Below are 23,384 nucleotides of genomic sequence, written 5' to 3'. Positions count from 1 at the left end.
AAACATCCTTAACAATTAAGCTTTCCTTAGGATCTTCTCCATCTTTCTACCTTTTGCCAGTTCATCCACCAACTTATCCAGGTATCTAACTTGTTGAGTTAAAGGATTCGTTAGTTCTTCAACTCGATACCCACAAATAAGGCCCGTGATAAGGTGTGCATTAGGATTTATTTCTGCATTTTGAAAAAAAGTCTGAAAGGTTACCTTTTGCTCAATTAATTGCTGTTGCTTTGCTTCGTCAAAGCCTGTTAACCATTCGATAACTTGATGCAATTCTTCTTTTGTTCTACCTTTCTTTTCTACTTTTAATAAGTAGTGGGGATAGACAGAGGCAAAGGTCATTTTGGCGATACGGTCGTCATGATTGCTGGCATTGTTCATATAATGTTCCTTTTTATTAGAATTATTTCAGGCGTTCTAAACGTCCCTTTCTTTTCACGAGGTTTTTATAATCCCACTGAATATCTCTTGCTTTCTTCAACCACCTGAGTAAGTCAGTTGGATCCACTTGCGATGAGTTGGTGTAACGAAACTCTGCTGCTTTGAACTTTCCTTCATTAATTAGATGTTCTTCCTGGAAGCTCTGGCCGCTCCAGAAGAGCAATCTCACGCTATCCTTCAATTTGCTATACCCCACTATAGGATTACCATCCAGAAACCATACAGGATGAGCATGCCAAATTTTACTTTCAGCATCGATGAGCTCGTTGTGGATGGTAGAAGCGAGAAGGTCACAAATTTCTTTATCTCCGGCAGACTGTCTGTCATTATAAGTTTGAATTTCTTGGTTCATGGTTAATTATTAATAGCATTCAGTTTGCTATCAATGTAAAGTTAATGATTGGGTTTTTAAGAACATAATTACACTTTTCCAGAACATCTGTGCTATTCTTAGCAAAGTCATACCGCTACTTTTGAAATAGTAAACTCGGAGGCAAAACCTTTACACTTCCTTACATCCTCCTATTAATTGGTTATAAAATTGGTTTATGCCGCTCCTCATCAGGAGCGGCTTCTTTTTTCCTCCTACCGCAACCAGCAGAGACCTTCTAACTTCATAATTTGGTCTCCGCGGACGAGAAGTAACAAATGGATACTGAGAAAGGACATAATGAATTGATTCACGGAGAACTTTACAAGTTGAGGCTGAAGTAATCTGAATGCTGCTCACAAAAAAAGGCCGAACAAATTGCAATGTTCAGCCTTTACCATTCAAACACTTAACCTTAAAAAACTCTTTCCAAATCAATTCGATCTATTGCGATACCTTGATCTTATCTTCTAACCTGAAGAAATCAAAGTCTGCATACCCTCCTACATCTTTCGTGGCGTAATTAAACAGGCCGAAACGATAACCCATAAAATGAGGGATGGAATAGGACATTGAAAGCGGAGAACCTATTCTCTCCCATAATTTTCCATCGAGGCTATAATAAAAGTATCCTTTGTCTGCCCTATTTTTAAAATCGCTATCAGCCCTCAGATATACGACATTCTGATTTAAAGAAGGGCCCTGGATTTCGACAATTTTACGATTAACAGTGTTCACCATTACTATGGATTTGCTTCCACCCTCAGCTTTTACACCTACCCAGCCGTAATCTCTCTGTAATAACATAATACCAGCCCTATCTCCATCCTTCATTCCTGATACATCCATGGCAGTAATCGCTGCGCTTTCTGGACCGAAAGTGCGTTGCGTTAATGTATTGCGAGCCAGGAGAATAGATGTGTCGACCCTGCCGGTTTGTAATCTTAAAAAGCCAGGTCGCGATTTAACAGACCAAAGGCTGTTATCAGGATTGTGGTTCCATTGCCATACCAGCGGTAGATCTGCATCACCTTTCCTCCGTGAAAATTCATCAGAAGCCACTATTCCAGGATTAATTCCTTTGCTTGTAGGTAAATTAAGAGTTTCTGGTACCTTTCCCTGAACTCCGTGTACAGGCCAGCCGTCTTCCCATTTCACCGGTACCCAATACGGGATCCTTCCTACAGCTCCAAAATCCCGAAACAAATAAGCATACCACTCTCCTTTAGGGGTGCTGATTAATCCACCCTGAGCAACACCCTTGTCTTGTAAAGCTATCCTCCCCTCATAAGGACCGCTAATTTTGTCGGCCCTATGTACAATAACAGTTCTCATACCACCCTTTGGCCAACTGATATTGAAAAGGTAGTATTTACCGTTAACTTTAAACATTTGTGATCCTTCTGCCGGTAGTCCCCCAGCATCAGGGCCGGCAGGCAAACCGGCATTCTCTATAATCACCTTTTCCTTTCCAGCTTTAACTCCAGTCAAATCCTCTGTTAGCTCTCTCAAAGAAATTCTTCCGCTTCCATTGATCATGTAAGCCTTTCCATCATCATCGAAAAACAAAGAGTGATCGTGTAGAGCAGGTTTGAAAGAAACTGCTTTCCAGGGTCCTTTCTCTATATTTTTGGTTGAATAGATATACGTCTTGTTCGTAGTTTGAGCAAACGTAGATACATAATAAGTTCCCTTATGGTAACGAAGGCTGCTTGCCCACGAGCCGCGACCATAGGTGCTTTTCCCATTTGTAAGATTTAACTCGTCAACATCATCTAAAGTATTATATGCATAACTAACAAGCTGCCAGTTTACAAGGTCTTTAGATTTCATTATTGGTACGCCTGGACTCATATGCATAGTTGTACTACTCATATAATAAGTATCTCCAACTCGTATCATCGATAGGTCGGGAACATCAGCATGAATAATTGGATTTTGCGCAGTTTGGCCATAAGCCGATAAACTAATAACGACGCCAAGGGTGAAGAGATAAAAATTTAAAAAAATTCCTTTCATAAAATCGGTTGCGTAATTTAAGGAAGTATCTGATCAGGAGCAATAAGATTACCTCCAGAAGTGATGCTTTAGAGTTGCCGCCAAGGGGAGCAATTCCCGCAAAACAAATCTATTTCGGATAGTAAATGAAAGCCTGCATAAATGTGAAAAGATATATAACAAATGTACAAGAGATGACTTAAGGCAGGCCAAGGACCACACTTTTAACATTTGTGCTATAAACATCATCACCTGTACCCCTAAGAGAATAAAGCTTCTGCGATTTTTGATCAGGTAATAAAATAACTAGCAATAGATACTTTTTTCAAATCAATTAAATAACCTTTTATTAATGAGTTCAACTAAATTGTCGACCTTTTGGGGGAGCAAACTAGCCGCTACATTTATCTCCTCCATCATTATCTGCTCAAATGCATCTTCGCAAACTACAGTTAAAACATCCAAAGATGCACCTGTATTCTCTCAATTCACCTACAAAGGGAACGATCGTATTTATAACGAAAACCCATTGAAAGACGATGAGTTTTACACTCCAATACTGCAAGGATGCTATCCAGATCCAAGTATTACACGAAAAGGGAATGATTATTATCTGGTAAACTCATCTTTTGCAATGGTCCCCGGTGTTCCTATTTTCCATTCAAATGATTTGGTTAACTGGAAACAAATCGGACATGTATTAGACAGACCATCCCAACTTAAAGTACAAAATACTGGAATCTCGGCGGGAGTTTATGCACCCGATATCAAATACAATAAGAATAATAATACTTTCTATATGATCACTACCCAGATCTCGGCGGGCATGGGTAATATTGTAGTGAAAACCCAGGATCCTGCTAAGGGATGGAGCGATCCGGTTAGGCTAAAATTTGATGGTATTGATCCTTCCTTATTTTTTGATGATGATGGAAAGGCCTATGTATTACATAATGACGCGCCACCAAAAGGAAAAGCACTTTATGAAGGTCACCGTGTTATTAAAATTTGGGACTATGATCTGGAAAATGACAAAGTGATTGAAGGTTCTGATAAGATCATTGTTGATGGAGGGGTTGACATAAGTTTAAAACCTATATGGATCGAAGGGCCGCACCTTTACAAAAAGAATGGACGGTATTACCTGATGTGTGCAGAAGGAGGTACAGGCGACTGGCATAGCGAGGTCATTTTTGTTAGTGATAGTCCCAAAGGACCTTTTAAACCAGCGCCAAGCAACCCTATCCTAACTCAAAGGCATTTTCCTAAAAACAGAATGAACAAAATGGATTGGGCGGGCCACGCTGATCTGGTAGAAGGGCCAAACGGTAAATACTATGGAGTATTCCTAGGTATCCGACCGAATGAGAAAGACCAGGTAACAACTGGACGGGAAACCTTCATGTTGCCTGTAGACTGGAGCGGAGAATTTCCAGTTTTTGAAAACGGCCTTGTTCCTCTTAAACCAAAGATTAAAATGCCTGCAGGAGTAAAAAATCAGACAGGACAAAATGGTTTCCTTCCAAATGGAAACTTCAGTTTTACTGATAATTTTACTACTGGAAAACTAGATTATAAGTGGATTGGCATTCGCGGACCAAGAGAAGGCTTTGTCTCTCAGACAAAAAATGGTCTGACAGTTACACCGTTCGAGAAAAATATTAAAGCAGTGGCACCAATTTCAACGCTCTTTTATCGTCAGCAGCATAATACCTTCGATGCTACAGTCACCCTCAAATATGCTCCTAAATCAGATAAGGATATGGCGGGGTTGGTTTGCTACCAAAGTGAACGTTTCAATTATGTTTTTGGCATCACTCAAAAAGGAAACGATAGCTATATTGTACTGGCCAGGACGGAAAAGGGAAACACTACAGTACTGGCGAGCAGTAAGGTCGATACAAAGAAGCCAGTTCAGTTGCAGGTAGAAGCCCAGGGAGATAACTACAGGTTTAACTACTCTACCGATAAACAAAATTTCAAAAACCTTGGCGGCACTGTTTCCGGAGATATTCTTACAACCAATGTTGCCGGCGGATTTACTGGAAGTCTGATTGGCCTGTATGCCACTTCAGGAAATGACATTCAAGCGAACACAGAAGGGCAACCGGTAGTTAAAAGCTCCGCTAATCAACCTTAGTTTGCTATAATAATTAAAGAGGAGTCTGTATCACAAGAAATTGGCTCCTCTCAGTTTATTTTGTAGTAAGTTCTCTCAAAATTTTTATTGAAGCAAGGACTCCGTATCTTAGGTGCTGTTGGGATAACTACTGCTAACAACAACACACAATTAGACCTAATTAAAAATGAAAAGTATCTTAAGAAAACTTGCTGTTGCGCAGGCAATCTTCTGCTTATATTCTGCGTCAGCTCTAAAAGCGCAGAACAAGCTCTACTCAAATGCATTTTCACTAAATGACGTAAAGTTACTGGAAAGTCCATTTAAACATGCTCAGGACCTTAACATCCAAACCCTTCTGAAATATGATGTAGACAGGCTATTTGCAGGCTACCGTAAAGAAGCAGGCCTTCCTTCCAAAGCTGCTATTTTTCCTAATTGGGCCGATCTGGATGGACACGTGGGAGGCCATTATATTTCTGCCCTTGCCATCCATTACGCTGCAACTGGAAATATGGAGTGCAAGAAAAGACTGGATTATATCATAGGAGAATTAAAAGTCTGTCAGGATGCCAATACGTCGACCTACCCTGATTGGGCCAGGGGCTATGTTGGAGCTGTTCCAAATGGCATCGGGATATGGCCGAAAATTAAAGCAGGTGATGTTAGCCTGATCTGGAAGTATTGGGTGCCCTGGTATAATGTCCATAAAACATATGCAGGTTTAAGAGATGCCTGGTTGTATACAGGTAATGAGCAGGCAAAACAAATGTTCCTTAGGTTCTGCGATTGGGGAATTGATATTACATCCAGTCTTTCAGACAGTAAAATGAATGAAATGCTCGGGAATGAACATGGAGGGATGAACGAAATTTACGCCGACGCCTATGCAATGACCGGTGAAAAAAAATATTTGACTGCAGCAAAAAGGTTTTCACATAAAATGCTGCTAGATGCCATGGCGGCTTCAACCGATAATCTCGACAACAAGCACGCTAATACCCAGGTACCAAAAGCAATAGGTTTTGAAAGAATTGGAGAAGTTGCAAAGGATGAGACTTATAAAAAAGCCGGAAGCTTTTTCTGGGAGACTGTGACAACCAATCGCTCAATTGCACTCGGTGGGAACAGCCGGAGGGAATTTTTCCCCAGCCGGGGAGCCAATATAGATTTTGTGAATGATGTAGAAGGGCCAGAATCCTGTAATACTTACAACATGCTTAAGCTTACGGAAGATCTGTTTCGAGAAGACCCACAAGCTAAATATGCTGATTATTATGAGAAGGCACTTTATAATCATATTTTATCAACTCAGCATCCTACTCATGGAGGATATGTTTATTTCACTCCTGCTCGTCCACGCCATTACCGGGTATACTCCTCCCCCAATGAAGGAATGTGGTGTTGCGTAGGCAGTGGAATGGAAAACCATGGTAAGTACGGCCAATTTATTTATACCCATAGTGATAATAATCTGTTTGTCAATCTCTTTTTGCCTTCAGAGTTAACATGGAAAGAAAAGGGAATAAAACTTAAACAACAAACAAGTTTTCCAGATCAAGGTCAGACAAGACTTGAAATTACCGAAGGGAAGAGCTCTTTCACGTTGAAGATCAGGTACCCACAATGGGTAAAAGAAGGGGAATTCAAAGTATTGGTAAATGGAAAGCCCGTAGAAAGCAAGGCGCAACCATCATCCTACATGGCAATAAATCGCCTATGGAAAAAAGGTGACCGGATAGATGTTTCGCTTCCAATGCATACAACCATTGAACATTTACCAAATGTTCCGAATTACATTGCTTTCATGCATGGTCCAATCCTTCTTGGAGCTAAAACTGGAACAGAAGACCTAAGGGGTATAGTTGCTGGGGATAGTCGCTGGGGGCACATTGCCAGTGGTAAAAAGCTAGCAGTTGATAAAGCTCCAATACTAATAGAAGATAACATTGAGTTGCTCGGAGATAAATTAACTCCGGTTTCAGGAAAACCCCTGACATTTAAATTAGCAGGGGTTAAGATAGAAAACCCGACAGATGTAGTTTTAGAGCCCTTCTATAAGATCCACGATGCAAGATATATGATGTATTGGATGGGCTTATCGAACAACCAGTACAGATCGTATCTCGACTCGGTAGCGAAAATTGAGGAATTTAATCTTGCTCTTCAAAAGAGAACAGTTGATTTTGTTGCACCAGGAGAGCAGCAACCTGAAGCAGATCATTTTGTTCAGAAACAGAACTCGAATACTGGGAATAATATGGATCAGTTCTGGCGAAGCGCACAAAATGATGGTTTTTTCAGCTATTCCCTCTCTACGAATAAGGAAACCAATCTAAGCCTTATTGTTCGCTACTGGGGAGCAGAATCAGGAAATCGAAAATTTGACATCTTTATAAATGATAAGAAGCTTGCATCTGAAGACATTTCTGGAAAATGGAACCAGCAGAAGTTCCAGGAAGTTGAATATTCCATTCCCGAATCAATATTGAAAGGGCAAGAAAAGATCATTGTGAAATTTCAAGGCAAACAAGGAAATATTGCAGGACCTGTTTACTATGTAAGATTAGTAAGGAAATAGTTAGACCTATTATAAAGCATATAATGAAAATTATATCATCAAAATCCATAAGAAAGCTTTTCTCTGTTATATGTTGTCTGGTATTTTTAACACTTGCGGTGAAAGCTGAAGAAATTCAGGTGGGTGGCGTAACACGCCACTTTCTTGTACATGCACCAGCAAATCTTCCAGCTAAACGACCCTTAATTATTTCAATGCATGGTTTTAACCAAGACGCAGCTTATCAAAAGGCACAGGCCAAATGGGAACAGGTGGCGGATACGGCTGGTTTTGCTGTAGTATTTCCCGATGGGATTAATAAAAGATGGGATATCTCAGGTTCAACGGACCTTGATTTCATTCTTTCAATTATTGACAACATGGCTGCCCGGTACAAAATCGATCGTAACAGGGTTTATCTTTCAGGCTTTTCGATGGGCGGTATGATGACTTACTTTGCGGCAAATCGCATTTCTGATAAAATTGCAGCCTTTGCTCCTATTAGCGGTTATCCGCTCAGGGGCCAAAATACAGACAGTGCCCGACCAGTACCAATTATTCACACTCATGGAACTACTGATGATGTTGTAAGCTACAGCGGAGTAGAAGTTTGCATGAATGCCTGGCGAATCAGAAATGGTTGCTCTGAAACACCCATTATTACCAACCCCTACCCTGCTAGTAATCCTAATTCAATAGCTAGTAAAACTTACTGGAATGCCGGAGAAAATGGAGTTGCAATGGCATTATTAACATTGAAGGGAAAAGGCCATTGGATTTCTAATGACGTAGTAAATGGAGTACATACGAGTGAGGAGATCTGGAAGTTTTGCAAGAATTATTCTCTTCCTACATCCTCAAAACGTTAGTTTATCAGCATTAGCACTATTTTAGACCTGGGCAACACACCCTTATTGCAATTATTCTTACTTACCAATGCCGGGTGAATCTACCCTCCGGGATAGATCCTTGAACATTCCTGCTAGAAGACTGAACAATTTTAGCATTGTTGCTATTGAGCCTGCCTTACTTTAGTTCTTTTAACTAGCAAACTGATATGAACCTTAAATTTATTACTATTGCTTTATCTCTCGTTTTAGCGACCGGACTTTGCGAGGCACAAACCACTTCTGAAAGTGTAAGGGATGACTTCAAACCCTCACCTTTAAACCAGCCAGGACAAGAATTTCCACAAGTTAATTCACAGGGCTACGCGCGATTCCGGATTCATGCTCCCAAAGCCGATAGTGTAAAAGTTAGCCTTGGATTAGGAGGCCAGGGAGGTACCCGCCTTGCTAAGGGAGCGGATGGTTTCTTTACCGGCACCACTTCTGGACCTATGGATGAAGGCTTTCACTATTACCATTTAACCATTGACGGAGGAACTTTCAATGATCCCGGCGCTTTGAACTTCTACGGCTCTACCAGATGGGAAAGTGGCATCGAGATCCCTGCGAAGGATCAGGATTTTTATGCGCTTAAAGATGTGCCGCACGGGAATGTTCAACAGATTTTATTCCCTTCAAAAAGTACTAATACCTCGCGAAGAGCTTATGTATACACCCCTCCAGGATATGGAAAAAGCTCAAAGAAATATCCGGTACTATATCTTCAACATGGATGGGGAGAAGATGAGACAGCATGGAGTAATCAGGGCCGCGCAAACTTAATCATGGATAACCTTATCTCTGAAGGAAAAGTTAAACCATTTATAATCGTGATGACTTACGGCATGACGAATGAAATAAAATGGGGAGGAATGAGAAATTTTAAAATTGATGCATTTCAAACAGTACTTACTGAAGAACTTATCCCATATATAGATGCAAATTTTAGCACACTCGCTAATAGAAATAGCAGGGCTATGGCCGGCTTGTCTATGGGAGGCATGGAGACGGATACAATAACACTTAACAAGCCTGACTATTTGGTTATTACGCCTTATTAAGTGGTGGGACCTTTAACCCAGCCGAACTTAAGGATAAAGCAAAGCCCCGTCTAATTTTTCTTAGCTGTGGCAGTAAAGAACGGCCAGAAGGTGTAAAAAATGCTGTAGCAACATTAAAAGAGGCGGGTTATAATGCAGTGTCGTATGTTTCTGATAATACTGCTCACGAATTTCTTACCTGGAGAAGAAGTTTAAGAGAACTAGCTCCGCTTCTATTTAATTAGGGCCTTCTAAAGCTTAAGCTCAGAGGAAGATGCAGGATCATTCTCCATCTGAGCTGCTCCAATCTAATTTATCGAAAATTTAACAAGGTCCATAGTCTCTGCAGTTACCCTCCTACCTAAGCAAATGCACTTAATTACACAACAAGCAAATTCAGATCCGATTAATTCGTGCATTTGAGAAGGCGGGAGTTACATTTTCGGCTCCTTCAACAGGACAAGCAGAGGTTCCTTTCCAGGAGTTGTTACGTAATAAAAATCATTAGAACTAATATAAGGAAGAAAAATTTCTATTTAGCTGGAGAGATGGCAGAGCATTAAATACAAGCAATGGCAGCTGTTGGAGAAATATTTATAAAATTTCCTGATAAAAAAAACCAGGAGTTATTCTCTTAAAAGAATCACTCCTGGTTAAAAGATCAGTAATTATTATTTGTCTTTTAGAGCGTCGGCAACACCCATGTAAGCTGGTTTGCGTGTAAAACCTTCTGTCCAAAGGCCAATTGGTTCTCCTGCTCTCCAACTTGAGCTTGCAGGACTATCTGTAGGGCTCCAGATCGTAATTCCATATCTCTGAGCTTTCGGTACAAGCTCGAAATATTTCTCAATTACATATTTATACATGTCTAACTGCGCCTTATACTGCGCTTCTGTAGCCTCAGGCGTTTTAACATTGCCCAAACCTAAATCTAATTCTGACACCTTGATCAACTTCCCAGTAGCAGCGAGTAAAGTAAACATCTCGGCAATTTTGGCCTTGTCAGTATTGATATCAATGTGCATTTGAGTTCCTATACCGTCTACAACGGCACCTTTACTTTCTATATATTTCACATATTCAATCAGGCCACGGCATTTGGGAATACTATATTCCAGATTATAATCATTAATAAAAAGCTTATCTCCTTGATTGGCATGTTGACGAGCTATCTTAAATGCTTCCACTGCATAATCTTTACCCATGTAATCCTGCCAGTAAAACTCATCTTCCGCGAGCTTTTTACCCACGCCCGTTTTTAATTCGGATGGACGGCCATCATCCATGGGCTCATTGACAACATCCCAGGCTTTAACATAATATTTGCAGGTATCAACCATCCCCGAAATAAATTGGTTCAGAGCGTTGGTGATTATTGTTTTCTTTTCTGCAGGTGTTTTTTCAATGATCTGATCAAGTGCACCACCAAAACCCTGGCCTTGAGCTGAGAGACCACGAGTTGATCCGTTACCCCAACCACCCCAGCTACCTACTCCTGATTCGAAATCAGAAGTAGCGATTAGATTTTCAGTACTTCCACTTGCAGTTAATTTTACGTTGTCTATATTAACAGTCCCAGCATAATCGCCGAAACTAATAATGAACCTATTACGATCAGCCTTTGAAGTAGTAACTTTCAGTTCATACTCTTTCCATGCATTGCCTAAACTAAGGGTTCCAAAAGAGTTTGAAGAATAATCCGACGAGGACTGTAACTCTGCACGTATAGCACCTTCAACACTTCCCTTTGCCACAATCTTTAAAGTATACTCTTTGTTGTTTTGTAAAGCGGGGAAATCATAAGCAACCTGAGCATCCCAAAAGTTTTTGGCCGATGGATTTGTAAAAAAGAACGAATAGCCTGCATTCCCACTGCCTTTGGCATTATACTTTTTCAAAGAAATATTATCAAAATAATAACTTGTCGCATTTTTACCTAAATTAAATGCGATAGCTCCACTCGCAGCCATGTCCTGGGTGACTGTAATAGTTTTAGTGTATTTTGACCAGGTAGTTTTAGCGGGAATACTTCCAAAAAAGTCATAAAATTTATAAGAATAAGGAACAATATGCGCCTGAGTTGGGAAATCTACATCTGCGTCAGCCTTTACATCCATACTTAACTCATATTGTTCCCCTACAGCTACCACAGGACTGAATTTAATAAAAAACTGCGCATCCCAGTCGTTTGCTCGAACCACGTCATTCGTTATCTTCAATGCTCTTCCCGTTCCCCCTTCGCCTTGCCCTGCAGGGGTAAAAGAAAGTTTTGCATTTGCATTTGACTCGTAATTTGAATTGTTATCTGTCTCAAAATTTGCTTCGATAACAGGGTCCCAGGTAGGCGTACTTTGGCCGGGAATTATTAGTGGTGCAATAAGTTTATTTAAATAGGTAGCATTCTGATTTGCATGCCACGTAAGCGTATGTCCATAAACCGCCATCCCTGCGTTTTTTGCAGTCTCCAGCAGGGTTTTTACGTTATCAAGGGATAATTTTCCGTCCGCCTGAACTACCGCTCCATGTTTCATTTCATACCCCAGAACAATTTCATTGAAGTTGGTATTAGCTAGTCTATACTTCACGCCTTTGTTAACATACTCTGAAAGAGACAAGGCAACACCAAGTTTGAAGTTAGAGGCCGGGTCGGCTTTCATATAAGTTTTCAATGGTTGGTATGCGTCAATTAGCTCCTGCTGGGCGAAACTTGCAGGTTTATCGACATGATAATCAAGAAGCTCACTTTTTGTACAAGAAGTCATCAGCGCTGAGGCAGCGAGGCTTAGTGCCAATATATTTATATTCTTCATTCTAATATCTTTTAAAGCTTAAACTATTTGCTTACAGGAGTAAAAGTTTCCATCTTTACCCCACGATCGCGTACAACCAGCGTATCTGTTGAAACAACATGCATGGAGGCTAGATCTACCTGGTAATTTAGATATAGAGCATCCCGGTCTTTAGCTCCCCAACTGTTCTTCTCGCCCTTCTTCACAAACTTCCCACTTCCGGATGCTGTGAAACTATTATCTCCACCATTAGTAATGGAACAATTTCCGTTATTATCGAAATTCAATTGAAGCTTACAAGTGATATTTTGGTTATTCTGATCCTTGAAAATAACAGGGAACTCGGCAACGGCAAGAGAATTTGTCTTTAGTCCCGAAACTTCGTCGTCTTCTACGTATTGCTTATGTCTTACGATCGTTTTATTCAGTGATGTATTTCCATTTTTTCCGGTTACTACATCCTTTCCTCTTCTTAGATAGTTTGCATGCCATGGATTAATATATTTCACGGCATATAATACATAATTTTTACCCGCTACTATTGAGTCTGCATTTTGAACATTGGTCATTCGCACCGGAATCACATAAGTATTTTTTAAAGAAAGAGGATCAGCAAAAAAAGCATCAGATAATTCTACCTGCACCCCTCCCGCTATTTTACCCTTAGGAATAATAATTTGATTAGACGTAAGGCGGTAGTAACTTGATGGCATTGCAACAATATCGCCACCCGTATTGAAAGCTTTATTAGCGGCAAGTGAATTGTCAATCTGAACGCCAACTGTTACATCAGATTTGTTAGAGTATACTCCTCCCATTGTTGCAAAAATTTCAAACTTATGCTCATTATCCAGGGAGGTGTCGAAGACATCCTCACCTAGTGTTATAGTTCTTACAGGCCCCTGGTAGGCGAAATAAACCGATTGAAACTCATAATCATCAAACTCCCAGTCACCGTTCTTACAAGAACTTAAACAAACGGATGCTATCAGTACCATTAATAATATCTTCTTCATTTTTTCTTTCTTAAAATCAATAGTGTTTAATACCGTAATTATTGCCAGCCGGCATTTTGTAATAGATTAGTATATTTAACCGTTTCGGTATAAGGAATTGGACCATAAATCATGTAGTTATCATAGGACCTGTTTTCCACATTAATGATGGAGTAATTTGAACCTGAAATACTAATCCCTTTCGCTGTTTCATTCAGATTGCTGTTCCATCTTCGCAAATCCCAGAATCGGAAACCCTCAAAACATAGTTCTAGTCTTCTTTCGTTCCTGATTAAGTTTCTCATCGCATCTTTATCAGCCTTTATTGATTCCAAATAGGGATCGCCATTAGAAGTTCCTACTCCTGCTCGCCTACGGAGGGCTTTAATCACATCGTAAGCAGAATAAGTATGTTCTCCGGTGGCCAAAGGCCCCCATGCTTCATTAGCAGCCTCAGCATATGCAAGGTACATTTCTGTATACCGGATATGAGGGCTAAAGTGCTTTTGAGTTGTGGTAGATGAAGGGTTGAGGTTTACATCCTGCCTTAAAAGCTTTCTCAAGTAATAACCAGTTCTTGTTGATGTTTCAACTTTATTTAAACCGTCATTGGTGGGGCTAGTGGCTGAAGTGTTTATTACCGAATTCGAAGTCCCGGCAGTGCTGCCGTTTACAAGAATAAAAAGGTTTAATCGTGGGTCGCGCCCGGTATATGGAGTACCAGCATTAAACCCGGAGTTTGCCAGATCAGAAATGGGATAACCGTTAGCCATAGGGAAAGCATCAACGAGGTTTTGAGTTGGATTAACCCTTCCGCTACCATTTAAAGTTGGGGGAAAGTTGTTCCTTTCCAGATCGTTGCTTGTACCCACATTTCCCCTCCATAAAATATCAGGGGAATTCGCACCGGCAGCAAGCGCATCAATACCTCCCGTTGTAGTATACCATTGAAGGTCATTATTGCTATCTCCTCTCGTTAAATTAGATAATCCGCCACCTAGGTCGATCACCTCTGCCGCATAATTTGCTGCGGCTTCCCATTTAGAAGCTCCGCTATTGAAGGCTGGACTTGCAGCCAATAAAGCTGCCTTTGCTCTGATTGCTTTCGCTATACGCCCCGTCATACGGCCCATGAAACTTGCCCCGAAAACCCGGTGATAATTATCAGGATTTACGCCTGCATATTTTGCGGGTACGGGACTATTATCTGTATAATCGACAGGCAATAGCTCTTCGGCTTTATTTAAATCTGAATATAACTGTTGCAAGCAAGCTTCAAAAGTGGCACGAGGTTGATTGAAGTCGGACGTCACTGTCTCATGCTGTAGCAATAGCGGAACTCCAAGTAATTCTCCGTTAGCTGCCTTACCAGCATGGCTCTGTAGTAGATAAAACATAAATAGAGCTCTTAATCCATAAGCCTCGCCCTTCATCCTGTCGTTGAACATTTTGCTTATGACAGGATCTACTGCCCAGGTAACGCTGTCGGTTACGGCGAAAAACTGGTTAAGGTACTGAATGGCAGACCTGCTATTTCGCCACTGATCGAAGGGGTTGTTCATAGAGGTCCACTGCCCGGTAGCCGCTTTGAGAAATCCACTGTTACGGTCATTTGTAACTGCATCATCGGTAGCTACTTCATTAAACGACCATGAATTTGTTGGAATACGTGTATACCCATTTAATAAAAGGCCCTGAGCATATGTTGCATTGGTATAAGCGTTTTGCAGCTCCAGGTTGTTTTCAATCTCTGGCTCGAACATATCCTCACAGCTGCTAAACAACACTACGATTGATAAGCAGATTAATAATATCTTTTTCATTTAAATAAAATTTAGTTTATCGATCCCTCAATTAAAACATGGCTTTCACGCCCAAATTGTAAAATCTGGTCTGTGGAGCGGAGCCGATATTTAGTTCCATAATTTCTCTTTCTTTTGCTACAGTCAGCAAATTAAACCCGTTTACGTAGGCTCCAAATTCCCTGATAAATCCCTTACCTAATAAGCGGGCGGGGAATTGATAAGAAACCTGCACCTTTGCAAGGTCAAATCTGTCTGTGCTGTATAACCAAAAATCTGAGTTACGATAATTGTTATCACTGGTACCGGTAGTAAGCCTTGGGAAAGTGGCTGTGCTTTTTGTGTCCTCGGTCCAGCGATTGCGCACCACAGCTGAATATTTGTCCTGTCCGTCGACCCAGAAATAAGAATTGTTTTTCATTGCAAAAGCTCCAAACCGTCCTGTTCCAAGGGCAAAAAATGTAAGGTTTTTCCATTTTGCAGTAAGGTTTAGGCCTAAAGTTAAAGGTGAGCCAGACCATCCTCCCCTTCCAAGGTAAACTTCGTCGCGTGTATCTACAATACCATCATTATTCTGATCTTTATATTTAATATCGCCTGGTTTAACGCCACCTGAAGCTAAAGTGGATTGGCTTGGAGAGTTGGCAATATCTGAAGCATCCATGAAGAGCCCCGCGCTTTGCAGTCCAAATATAGCGTCGAGAGGTCTTCCTACTCTGAGTTGATATTCATCCACAAATTGGTTATCTGAAGCTCTTACTCTTGCTTCAGTTTGATAGTAAGTACCGTTCAAACCAAGGCTCCAGTTCGTCTGTCCCAGCTTCTTATTGAAATTCAAACCAAGATCAAAGCCTTTGCGCTGGTCGTTATCATAATTTACAAAAGGGATATCTGAATAGACAGGAAAACCAGTTGAAAAATAATTAGGATAAAGTGAAGTAGGCTGAACAATGTTCCCCTTCGTTTGACTGAAAAACGCATTTCCAGAAAATGATATGGAATTGTTGAAAAAGGAACCCTCCAGGCCAAAGTTAATCTCCCTTCTTTGCGGAAAAGTCATGTCAAAATTATTACCCCGTCTTCTATCAAAACTATGAACCAACTGCCCATCTTTCCAGCTGTACCAGGCGGCGTCGTTATAGGTATAATAACCCTGATATAAATAGTAATTTGTTATATCCAGATCGGTGTTTAAAATACCTGCAGAGGCTGTAAGTTTCAGGTTATCAATTGCGGAGTTATCTTTAAGGAAGCTTTCCTCACTTAATCTCCAACCAAGGCTTATAGTAGGCGAAAAAGCGCCTCTGTTTTTCTCGGGTAGCCGGGCTGAATAAACATATGCACTACTGAAATCAGCGTAATATTTCTGACTAAAGTTATAGGCTAACTGCAGGCCCAGATTTGCATTATTAGTTTTATGATAACTGCCTGATTCTCCAATGTGGAAGCCATACCCTAATAAAGTACCAGAAAAATTATGTCTTCTATTAAATGAACGATTATAGTCAAACTGACCAGAGAAGGCGATATTCTGACGATAATAACTGCTACTGATGTTCTCTATACCAGTTTTAGAATCATCACCAAATTTAGTAAGAGCACTGATCTGATCAAAACCAGCATAATTATTCCAGGAAGCTTGATATGTAGCGTAATTGTTATTGTACCCCTGCGTAAAGGAAGTTAAATAATCGATGGCTAGAGCTGATTTAAAAGACAGTCCCTGCAGCAATCCATTCAAATCGAAATCCACTCCCGTGTTGAACTGGAATTGCCGGCTTATACTTTTATTTGATCCCCCGGCATAGATGGTTCCGAACACATTTGTCTGATCCAATTGTGTTCCACCCAGCAGATATTTTCCGTCTATTATATAATTACTGTTATTAACATAGATCGTGGAAGGATCATCACCATTTTCAACCATGCTAATTGGAATAAGCGGAGAAAACCTGTTCGGACGGACGGTAGCGGCACTTCCCCAGTAATCTGCATTAACGCCTTTTCCGGTATAAAAGCTTGCTGTTGCGTCTACATTTAATTTGATGATCCGGTTAAGCTTCATGTCAATATTTCCCCGCAAGTTGAACCTATTAGCTCCTCCATTATCGGCTGCTTCGCCAAAGTTTAGCAGGGATCCGTTTGACCAGTAACCAAGGTTGGTATAATATTGTGCCTTATCATTACCACCTGAGATCTCCGTTGTTACATCATAGCGATTATAACTGTCTTTCAAATAATCAGACGAGTAGAAATTGAGATTAGGATAACGGTATGGATTAGCACCGGCAGAAGTGTTATAGATGTCGTTGGGAGTATATAAACTGCTTAACCCATCGTTTCGAAGTGCTTCGTTGTATAGCGTCATGTACTCTGCTGATCCCAAATATTCCGGGTAGGCTGTTGGTACATTTACACCCGCATTTGCTCTAACATTCACTCTCTGACCATAATTTCCGCCTCTTTTGGTAGTGATATAAACCACCCCTTTAGCTGCCCTGCTTCCGTAAAGAGCAACAGAACCAATCCCTTTCATCACCGTGATCTGGTCTATCTCGGTAGGCATTATATTGTTTGCATCGCGTGGAACTCCATCAACCAAAACCAGATAGCTACTGTTTCCCCAAATATTTCCATGAAATCCAGGGGCCAGGGCTTCAAGGTTTTCTAAACTGTACGTTGCATAATTCTTTTCCATAAGTTGAGAAAGATTTACAACTGAAACTCCTCCCAGCAAGTCAGCCTTTTTAATTTTTCTAAAAGCTACCTGGACAAGGGAATCTTTGTCATTTTTTACCCCTAGCGAATCAAGTTCTTTTATTTCTGAGCCTTTCGGGCCTTTTTTTATTTTAATAATCGACTTACTCTTTATATCGATCGCAGCCTTTGCCGAACTTAACCCTGACAATCCCGTTGCGACAGTGAGGCATAGTGCTATTCCTATTTTTAATTGCTTCATTTTCGTCTCTTTTAGATATTTAAAATCTACTACCAACCTGGGTTTTGTTTAAACTCGGCATACATGTTCACATCGTTATTTTTAAGAGGTAACCAGTAATGCTTTTCTGAGAAATTCCTTTCCAGCAGTGTTACTTCACGTAAGTTGGCCACTTTGTTTTGGGTAGGATCGGCAGTATTAAAAGTTCCTGTACGATCAAATTCCACAGACTTCTTCAATGTGTAAGGTTGCTGAATTAGTAAAAGCCACCTTCTCAGGTCGTTAAAACGATGTCCTTCAAAAGCAAGTTCAACAGCTCTTTCTCTCCGTACCTCTTGTAAAAAGGCTTCCGTAGAGTTGAGGAACTTAGGATTTACGGCATCAACTCCAGCTCTTGCCCTAATCACATTAATGGCTTCCACCGCATTTTTACTAAAGGCCGGATCTTTACCAGTTGGAGAATTGTAACCCATCAGAGCCGCTTCAGCATACATTAAATAAACATCGGCTAATCGCATATAAGGCACATAAATGTGCAAGTTGTACCCCCAGTCGTAGCCATTATCGTACTTGTTCGCTGTAATTGGAATGAATTTACGAAGTACATACCCGGTACGGCTTCCTGTTCCAACGTCTCTGTAACTACCTCCTGTATAGAGGTTAGCATACCGGTTTCCTTGCTCATTTACGTTTGGAATTGCCCCCTGAACAAATTTCACACCATCGAAAACGATATCATTATAAAAACGAGGATCTCTATTTTTCCATGGAAATTGCGGGTCGTATCCTGATTCAGCATCAGCCTTTGTTATATCAGGAATTGGAAGGCCGTTCTTCATCCCATAATTATCAACGTAATTCGCTGTTGGTGTAAATTTTAAATCACCCTCGGAAATAACAACAGGTGTATACTGCTTACTAGTACCCCAGTTCGAGTTATTAGCGGAATAATAGGGGCCTCTGAAAATAGCTTCCGAACTTCCTGGAAGCGCCCAACCTTCGCCAGTGGTATAAAAGTTCTTATAATAATTTGCAAAGGCTACCAGGCTATACTGAGTTGTTCCCCCTTCCGTTAAATTTAATAACTCAGCGAAAGCTGCCGCGGCCTTTTTACAATATTCGGCATTATAGGTTCTGCTTCCCGTAGACTCGTAATTCATTAAGGGACTTCCCGCCCATAAGTAGTTCTTACCCAAATAGGCCAATGCCATAATCTTATTTATACGAAGCGCATTTTTACCCAAGGTTCTTCTACCAGGAGCGGTGTTATCCCAGTTTACCGGCAATAAATCGGCGGCAGCTCTAAAGTCGGCAGCAGCTTTATCAGCACATTCACTGTATTTAAGACGAGGCAATCGCACTGCTCCCGCGCTGGGAAGCACATAGTCGATATAAGGAAGACCACCAAAATACTCCATCAAGCGGTGATGGAACCATGCCCTGAAGAATAACAATTGTCCCTTTACCAAATTCCTTTCTTCAGGTGTTGCATCTGTCATCTTATCCATATTTGCCAGGCCGATGTTAGCTTTACGAATGCCATACCAGGCTGCATTCCAAAGGTCTTTGTTAAAACGGTTATCCTGAGAGGTGCTGGTTGTAAAATCGCTCTGATTCATCCACCCTGAACCCCAGCCGTCGAACTCAGACTGCCAGCCCCAAAAGTTGCCGTCGTCTATCTTATGTATAAAATGAAAATTTCCAGCAGTAGAAGTTATTTCATCTTCTCCCCAGTTGAAGGAGTTTGTCCAGTAGTTATTACTGAAGTTAACAATACAGTTATACAATTCTTCCGTAAACCCCTGGAAATTGGTAAAATTCTTAAATGCTTCCTTTTCGGAAATATTCGTTTCAGGATCTTTGTCAAGGTACTTTTCGCATGATGAAAAAACCATACAAGTCCAAACGATAAGGCATGATATAATCGGTTTTATATACTGTTTCATGGTATAATCTTAAAAAGTGATATTTGTGCCTAAATTGAAGCGCTTAACAGTAGGGTAAGCACCCTGAGAAGCCCATCCAGTGCCGGCAAAATTTGATTCTCTGTCATCGGGCATTTTAGTCCATACAGCGAGATTATTCCCATTGAAAAACACCCTCATACTTGCAATCCCTATTTTTTTCACAAAGCTGTTTTCCCTCCGGAACGTATAAGCTATCTCAGCATTTTTTAACCTGATATAAGACCCGTCAAACATAAACCTGCTCCCGGGATTATAACTACTAGGCGTAGATAACCAACGAGGTAGGGGTACATCTGCATTTGTATTTTCTTTCGACCAGTATGATCCTTCGTTATAAACCAAATGGTTCTGGCTGGATAGACTTCCAAACACTACCTGACGAGTAACATTATTTACTCCGTAAACCTGAACGAATGCACTGAAACCTTTCCAGTCAAAGCCCATTGTGGCATTAAAGGTATGTTGAGGGACTGAGGGGAATGCATATGGAATGTTATCCTTCGAATCAATGACGCCATCCGCATTATAGTCCAGAATATGGAAATTCCCAGGAAGCTTCTGCGCATCGCCATTATCAGTCATGGTACTTGCGTAAAGTTCATCCCAAGTATTATAATAACCTGCGCTTACGTGGGAGTAGGTTTGACTGATCTGCATATCTTCGCGCTTTTGATATCCTGGCAGTAACAGTGCGTCATCGGCATTAAGGACCCTATCTTTTGCCCTCGTGTAATTAACGTTTCCCCAAACTCTCCAATCCGGATTTAATTTTTTATCGACAGCTACCTCCACTTCATAGCCCTTGTTCTCTACTGCCCCTAGATTTGCTGTCGGCGCAACAGCTCCAAAAAACGTGGGAATTGCCCTTCTGTTTCCTGTTAGGAGAATGTCGGAACGCTTGTCTTTGAAGAAATCGACCTTTCCAGAAATAAAGCCTTTTAAAAATCCGAAATCAACACCAACATTCAATTTCTGAACCTTCTCCCAACGGATGTCCGGGTTTCCCAACGCGTTTTCCTTATACCACACATAAGGGCTTGTTTCTGAGCCTTCACCGGTAATTCCCAAATCTGTTTGTCCGCCATACCCCCATTGAGTCAAGTATAACCAACGATCGCCGCCGCTATCATCACCAATCTCTCCATAAGAGCCCCTTATCTTCAGATTATTAATGAATGTCAAAGGCTTCATGAATTTTTCTTCCGATAGTGTCCATCCTAATCCACCTGAGGAGAAAAAGGCAAAGCGGTTCTCAGGACCGAATTTGGATGATCCATTATAGGATCCATTATATTCGATCATGTATTTGTTCGCATAGTTGTATGTGGTTCTGAAAACCCAATCTTCACGATTGAAAGGGATAGCGCTACCTGTTGCATCCTGATTACGATTGAAAAGGCCCATCGCGGTAAAATTGTGTTTGGCAAAGGATTTGGAATAGTTTAGCTGGGCTTGATAGAAGAGGCGACGAAAGGTTGCCCAATTCTGAACAGATCCCGCACTTGTAGCCCAATTAATACTGTTTTGAAAATCGAAACGGTTGGTGGCATCAAAAGCCAGTTGGTAAGTTGTTTGTCCGGTTTCAGGGTCTACCCATTTCGACTGAACATCATTATAAAGGTCATTAACACCACGGTCTCCCTCAACAAAAGTGTTATCAAGGGCAATTGTTCCTTTAAAGTTTAAGCCTTTTATCACTTTACCCAAATCCTGGTCTAAGGTAAAATCAGTTGTTATACGATTAGTAGTAGTAAACTCTAGTCCGCTTACTGCCAACAACCGCGCAGAATTAAGGCCTCTTTGTACATTAGGCGCATGATACCCCCAGGTTCCGTCTGCATATCTTGGCATAAATACATCCGGAGCGGTAGAGTATGCTGCTATCCAATAAGAGTAATCACTGTTTGAAGCGCCCCAAGGCATCTTTTTTACCCCTCTTGAACCGGAGAGATTTGCCCGAAGAACTGTCGACTTAGACAACTGGAAATCCAGGTTACTACGCATATTCAAACGATTAAAACCGTAGCCGGGTTCGTATCCCCTGTTATTTTCGAACTTCCTAAACAAGTCGCCCTCATATAAATAATCTGCACTGGCGAAATACTTTACTTTATTGGTGCCACCGGAAATATTAAGATTTGCGTTATGCGCTGTAGCGTAGCTTTTAAACAAAACGTCATCCCAGTTAACATTAGGATAGCGTTCTGCCTCAGTCTGATTTGCAGGGAAACGATACTTATCAATAACTGCTTGAGGAAGATAGTCGTTCCAACTTTCTGGCCTCAGAGCCAGCTCATATTCAATTACTTGATTTCTAATTCTTAAAGCATCGTAAGCATCATATTTACCAGGCAATTTCGAAGGTACTTTAGCCACGTTATTAACAGTTCCTCGAATACTTGCCTGGCCATCGCGACCTCTTTTGGTGGTAATGAGGATAACCCCATTTGCTCCCCTTACCCCAAAAACGGCTGTAGCAGAAGCATCCTTCAGTACGGAAACCGATTCTACAGATCCAATATCAACACTTGTCATTGGCCTTTCGATCCCATCCACCAGGATTAAGGGACTCGTATTATTCCATGTACTCCTTCCCCTAATTAATATTTCCGGATCTTCATCTCCTGGCATGCCTGTACTTGCCGTTGTTACCACTCCAGGCACATTACCAGTTAGTGCAGCTCCAATACTAGATACCCCTCCGGCCCTTTCCAATACTTTGCCAGTTGTTTGGGCGATGGCGGCTACTACACTGGCTTTTTTCTGAGTACCATAACCAACCACGACCACTTCGTTAAGTTTTGTCAGGTCATCCTTCATGATCACCTTAACATAATTGTCGCTTCCAATATTAACCTCCTGAGCGATCATACCTACATAAGTTACTATCAAACTTTTAGCATCAATAGGCACATTAAATGAAAATTCACCCTTTGCATTGGTTGAGGTGCGAGAAGAAGAACCTTTAACGGCCACGATTGCTCCTATTACTGAATTTTGCTGCTGGTCAATTACTATACCTTTTACATTACGGACCTGCTGCCCGTAAACAGTATTTGCTAGCAGGCCGATAATTATCAGAGCTAGAAAGAATCTGGTTATAGGATGTCGGGAGTTACTGTATTTGTGGTCGTAGTTATTAGATAACTTGGCATTTTTTTTCATTACTTCACTTCATTTAGAGAAAAATAGAATTGGTTCGAATCACTTTCATACCTCTGCAAGGAAGACAGGTATAGTACTGATGGCAGAAGAAACCACCACCTTTCGGAAACATTGCGACTTGTTTTCATATAATTTTTGTTTAGTCAATAATTGGTTCAATTAATTTACAATTGAAGCCTCTTCAACTGTAGCAGACTTAATTAGGGATAAAGTAAAAATCACAATGACGTAGGTTCCATCATCACAATTCTAATTCATCACTAGATCAAAGTCATTTTTTCCATTGCTCTACGTCAAGTGTCTGTAATAGGAA

General features: G+C 40.9%; 13 protein-coding genes. 4 read left to right on the top strand and 9 right to left on the bottom strand.

Translation table 11 applies throughout. The features are described 5' to 3' along the window. Positions 1–15: 15 nt before the first annotated feature. From J4N25_RS19530 to J4N25_RS19520, 3 genes are all read right to left on the bottom strand, one after another. On the bottom strand, positions 16–381 hold the full coding sequence (locus tag J4N25_RS19530) for a DUF2200 domain-containing protein (RefSeq protein ID WP_207423477.1): 366 nt from the start codon (positions 379–381) through the stop codon (positions 16–18). Positions 382–403: 22 nt separating this feature from the next. Then, the gene (locus J4N25_RS19525; protein WP_207423476.1) at positions 404–793 is read right to left on the bottom strand and encodes a DUF1801 domain-containing protein; all 390 of its coding nucleotides are present in this window, start codon (positions 791–793) and stop codon (positions 404–406) included. Positions 794–1,255: 462 nt separating this feature from the next. Beyond that, positions 1,256–2,830 (bottom strand): glycoside hydrolase family 43 protein, encoded by a 1,575-nt coding sequence (locus J4N25_RS19520; RefSeq protein WP_207423475.1) that lies wholly within the window; start codon positions 2,828–2,830, stop codon positions 1,256–1,258. A 331-nt stretch (positions 2,831–3,161) separates the two neighbouring features. On the opposite strand from J4N25_RS19520, the gene J4N25_RS19515 reads away from it, so the two are divergent. From J4N25_RS19515 to J4N25_RS19500, 4 genes are all read left to right on the top strand, one after another. Continuing rightward, positions 3,162–4,949: a glycoside hydrolase family 43 protein gene (locus tag J4N25_RS19515; RefSeq protein ID WP_207423474.1), complete on the top strand. Its 1,788-nt coding sequence runs from the start codon at positions 3,162–3,164 to the stop codon at positions 4,947–4,949. A gap of 166 nt (positions 4,950–5,115) precedes the next feature. Then, on the top strand, positions 5,116–7,509 hold the full coding sequence (locus tag J4N25_RS19510) for a glycoside hydrolase family 127 protein (RefSeq protein ID WP_207423473.1): 2,394 nt from the start codon (positions 5,116–5,118) through the stop codon (positions 7,507–7,509). A gap of 23 nt (positions 7,510–7,532) precedes the next feature. Next, the gene (locus tag J4N25_RS19505; protein ID WP_207423472.1) at positions 7,533–8,357 is read left to right on the top strand and encodes a CE1 family esterase; all 825 of its coding nucleotides are present in this window, start codon (positions 7,533–7,535) and stop codon (positions 8,355–8,357) included. Between the two features lie 188 nt (positions 8,358–8,545). Next, entirely contained in the window at positions 8,546–9,436 is an 891-nt protein-coding gene (locus J4N25_RS19500) for an alpha/beta hydrolase-fold protein (RefSeq protein ID WP_207423471.1), read from the top strand. A 650-nt stretch (positions 9,437–10,086) separates the two neighbouring features. On the opposite strand, the gene J4N25_RS19495 is transcribed toward J4N25_RS19500, so the two are convergent. Genes J4N25_RS19495 through J4N25_RS19470 form a run of 6 tightly spaced genes read right to left on the bottom strand, consistent with a single transcriptional unit; the run spans position 10,087 to position 23,071 of the window. Then, a complete protein-coding gene (locus J4N25_RS19495) occupies positions 10,087–12,225 on the bottom strand; it encodes an endo-1,4-beta-xylanase (RefSeq protein WP_207423470.1) in 2,139 nt (712 codons plus the stop codon). 23 nt (positions 12,226–12,248) lie between these two features. Beyond that, positions 12,249–13,220: a DUF5627 domain-containing protein gene (locus tag J4N25_RS19490; protein ID WP_207423469.1), complete on the bottom strand. Its 972-nt coding sequence runs from the start codon at positions 13,218–13,220 to the stop codon at positions 12,249–12,251. 38 nt (positions 13,221–13,258) lie between these two features. Beyond that, positions 13,259–15,022 carry a RagB/SusD family nutrient uptake outer membrane protein gene (locus J4N25_RS19485; protein WP_207423468.1) on the bottom strand — a complete coding sequence of 588 codons (1,764 nt, stop codon included), beginning with the start codon at positions 15,020–15,022 and terminating at the stop codon, positions 13,259–13,261. A gap of 31 nt (positions 15,023–15,053) precedes the next feature. Next, the gene (locus J4N25_RS19480; protein ID WP_207423467.1) at positions 15,054–17,960 is read right to left on the bottom strand and encodes a SusC/RagA family TonB-linked outer membrane protein; all 2,907 of its coding nucleotides are present in this window, start codon (positions 17,958–17,960) and stop codon (positions 15,054–15,056) included. Positions 17,961–17,989: 29 nt separating this feature from the next. After that, entirely contained in the window at positions 17,990–19,885 is a 1,896-nt protein-coding gene (locus J4N25_RS19475; RefSeq protein WP_207423466.1) for a RagB/SusD family nutrient uptake outer membrane protein, read from the bottom strand. 9 nt (positions 19,886–19,894) lie between these two features. Continuing rightward, positions 19,895–23,071 (bottom strand): SusC/RagA family TonB-linked outer membrane protein, encoded by a 3,177-nt coding sequence (locus tag J4N25_RS19470; protein WP_207423465.1) that lies wholly within the window; start codon positions 23,069–23,071, stop codon positions 19,895–19,897. Between the last annotated feature and the right edge of the window lie 313 nt (positions 23,072–23,384).

This window comes from Desertivirga brevis (genome assembly GCF_017355835.1).
The sequence above is the reverse complement of the archived record's forward strand: the minus strand, read 5'-3'. Positions and strand labels throughout refer to the sequence as shown.

Coding starts and splice junctions, on each gene's coding strand:
- J4N25_RS19530 (WP_207423477.1), bottom strand. CDS start 381: ATGAACAATGCCAGCAATCATGACGACCGTATCGCCAAAATGACCTTT.
- J4N25_RS19525 (WP_207423476.1), bottom strand. CDS start 793: ATGAACCAAGAAATTCAAACTTATAATGACAGACAGTCTGCCGGAGAT.
- J4N25_RS19520 (WP_207423475.1), bottom strand. CDS start 2,830: ATGAAAGGAATTTTTTTAAATTTTTATCTCTTCACCCTTGGCGTCGTT.
- J4N25_RS19515 (WP_207423474.1), top strand. CDS start 3,162: ATGAGTTCAACTAAATTGTCGACCTTTTGGGGGAGCAAACTAGCCGCT.
- J4N25_RS19510 (WP_207423473.1), top strand. CDS start 5,116: ATGAAAAGTATCTTAAGAAAACTTGCTGTTGCGCAGGCAATCTTCTGC.
- J4N25_RS19505 (WP_207423472.1), top strand. CDS start 7,533: ATGAAAATTATATCATCAAAATCCATAAGAAAGCTTTTCTCTGTTATA.
- J4N25_RS19500 (WP_207423471.1), top strand. CDS start 8,546: ATGAACCTTAAATTTATTACTATTGCTTTATCTCTCGTTTTAGCGACC.
- J4N25_RS19495 (WP_207423470.1), bottom strand. CDS start 12,225: ATGAAGAATATAAATATATTGGCACTAAGCCTCGCTGCCTCAGCGCTG.
- J4N25_RS19490 (WP_207423469.1), bottom strand. CDS start 13,220: ATGAAGAAGATATTATTAATGGTACTGATAGCATCCGTTTGTTTAAGT.
- J4N25_RS19485 (WP_207423468.1), bottom strand. CDS start 15,022: ATGAAAAAGATATTATTAATCTGCTTATCAATCGTAGTGTTGTTTAGC.
- J4N25_RS19480 (WP_207423467.1), bottom strand. CDS start 17,960: ATGAAGCAATTAAAAATAGGAATAGCACTATGCCTCACTGTCGCAACG.
- J4N25_RS19475 (WP_207423466.1), bottom strand. CDS start 19,885: ATGAAACAGTATATAAAACCGATTATATCATGCCTTATCGTTTGGACT.
- J4N25_RS19470 (WP_207423465.1), bottom strand. CDS start 23,071: ATGAAAAAAAATGCCAAGTTATCTAATAACTACGACCACAAATACAGT.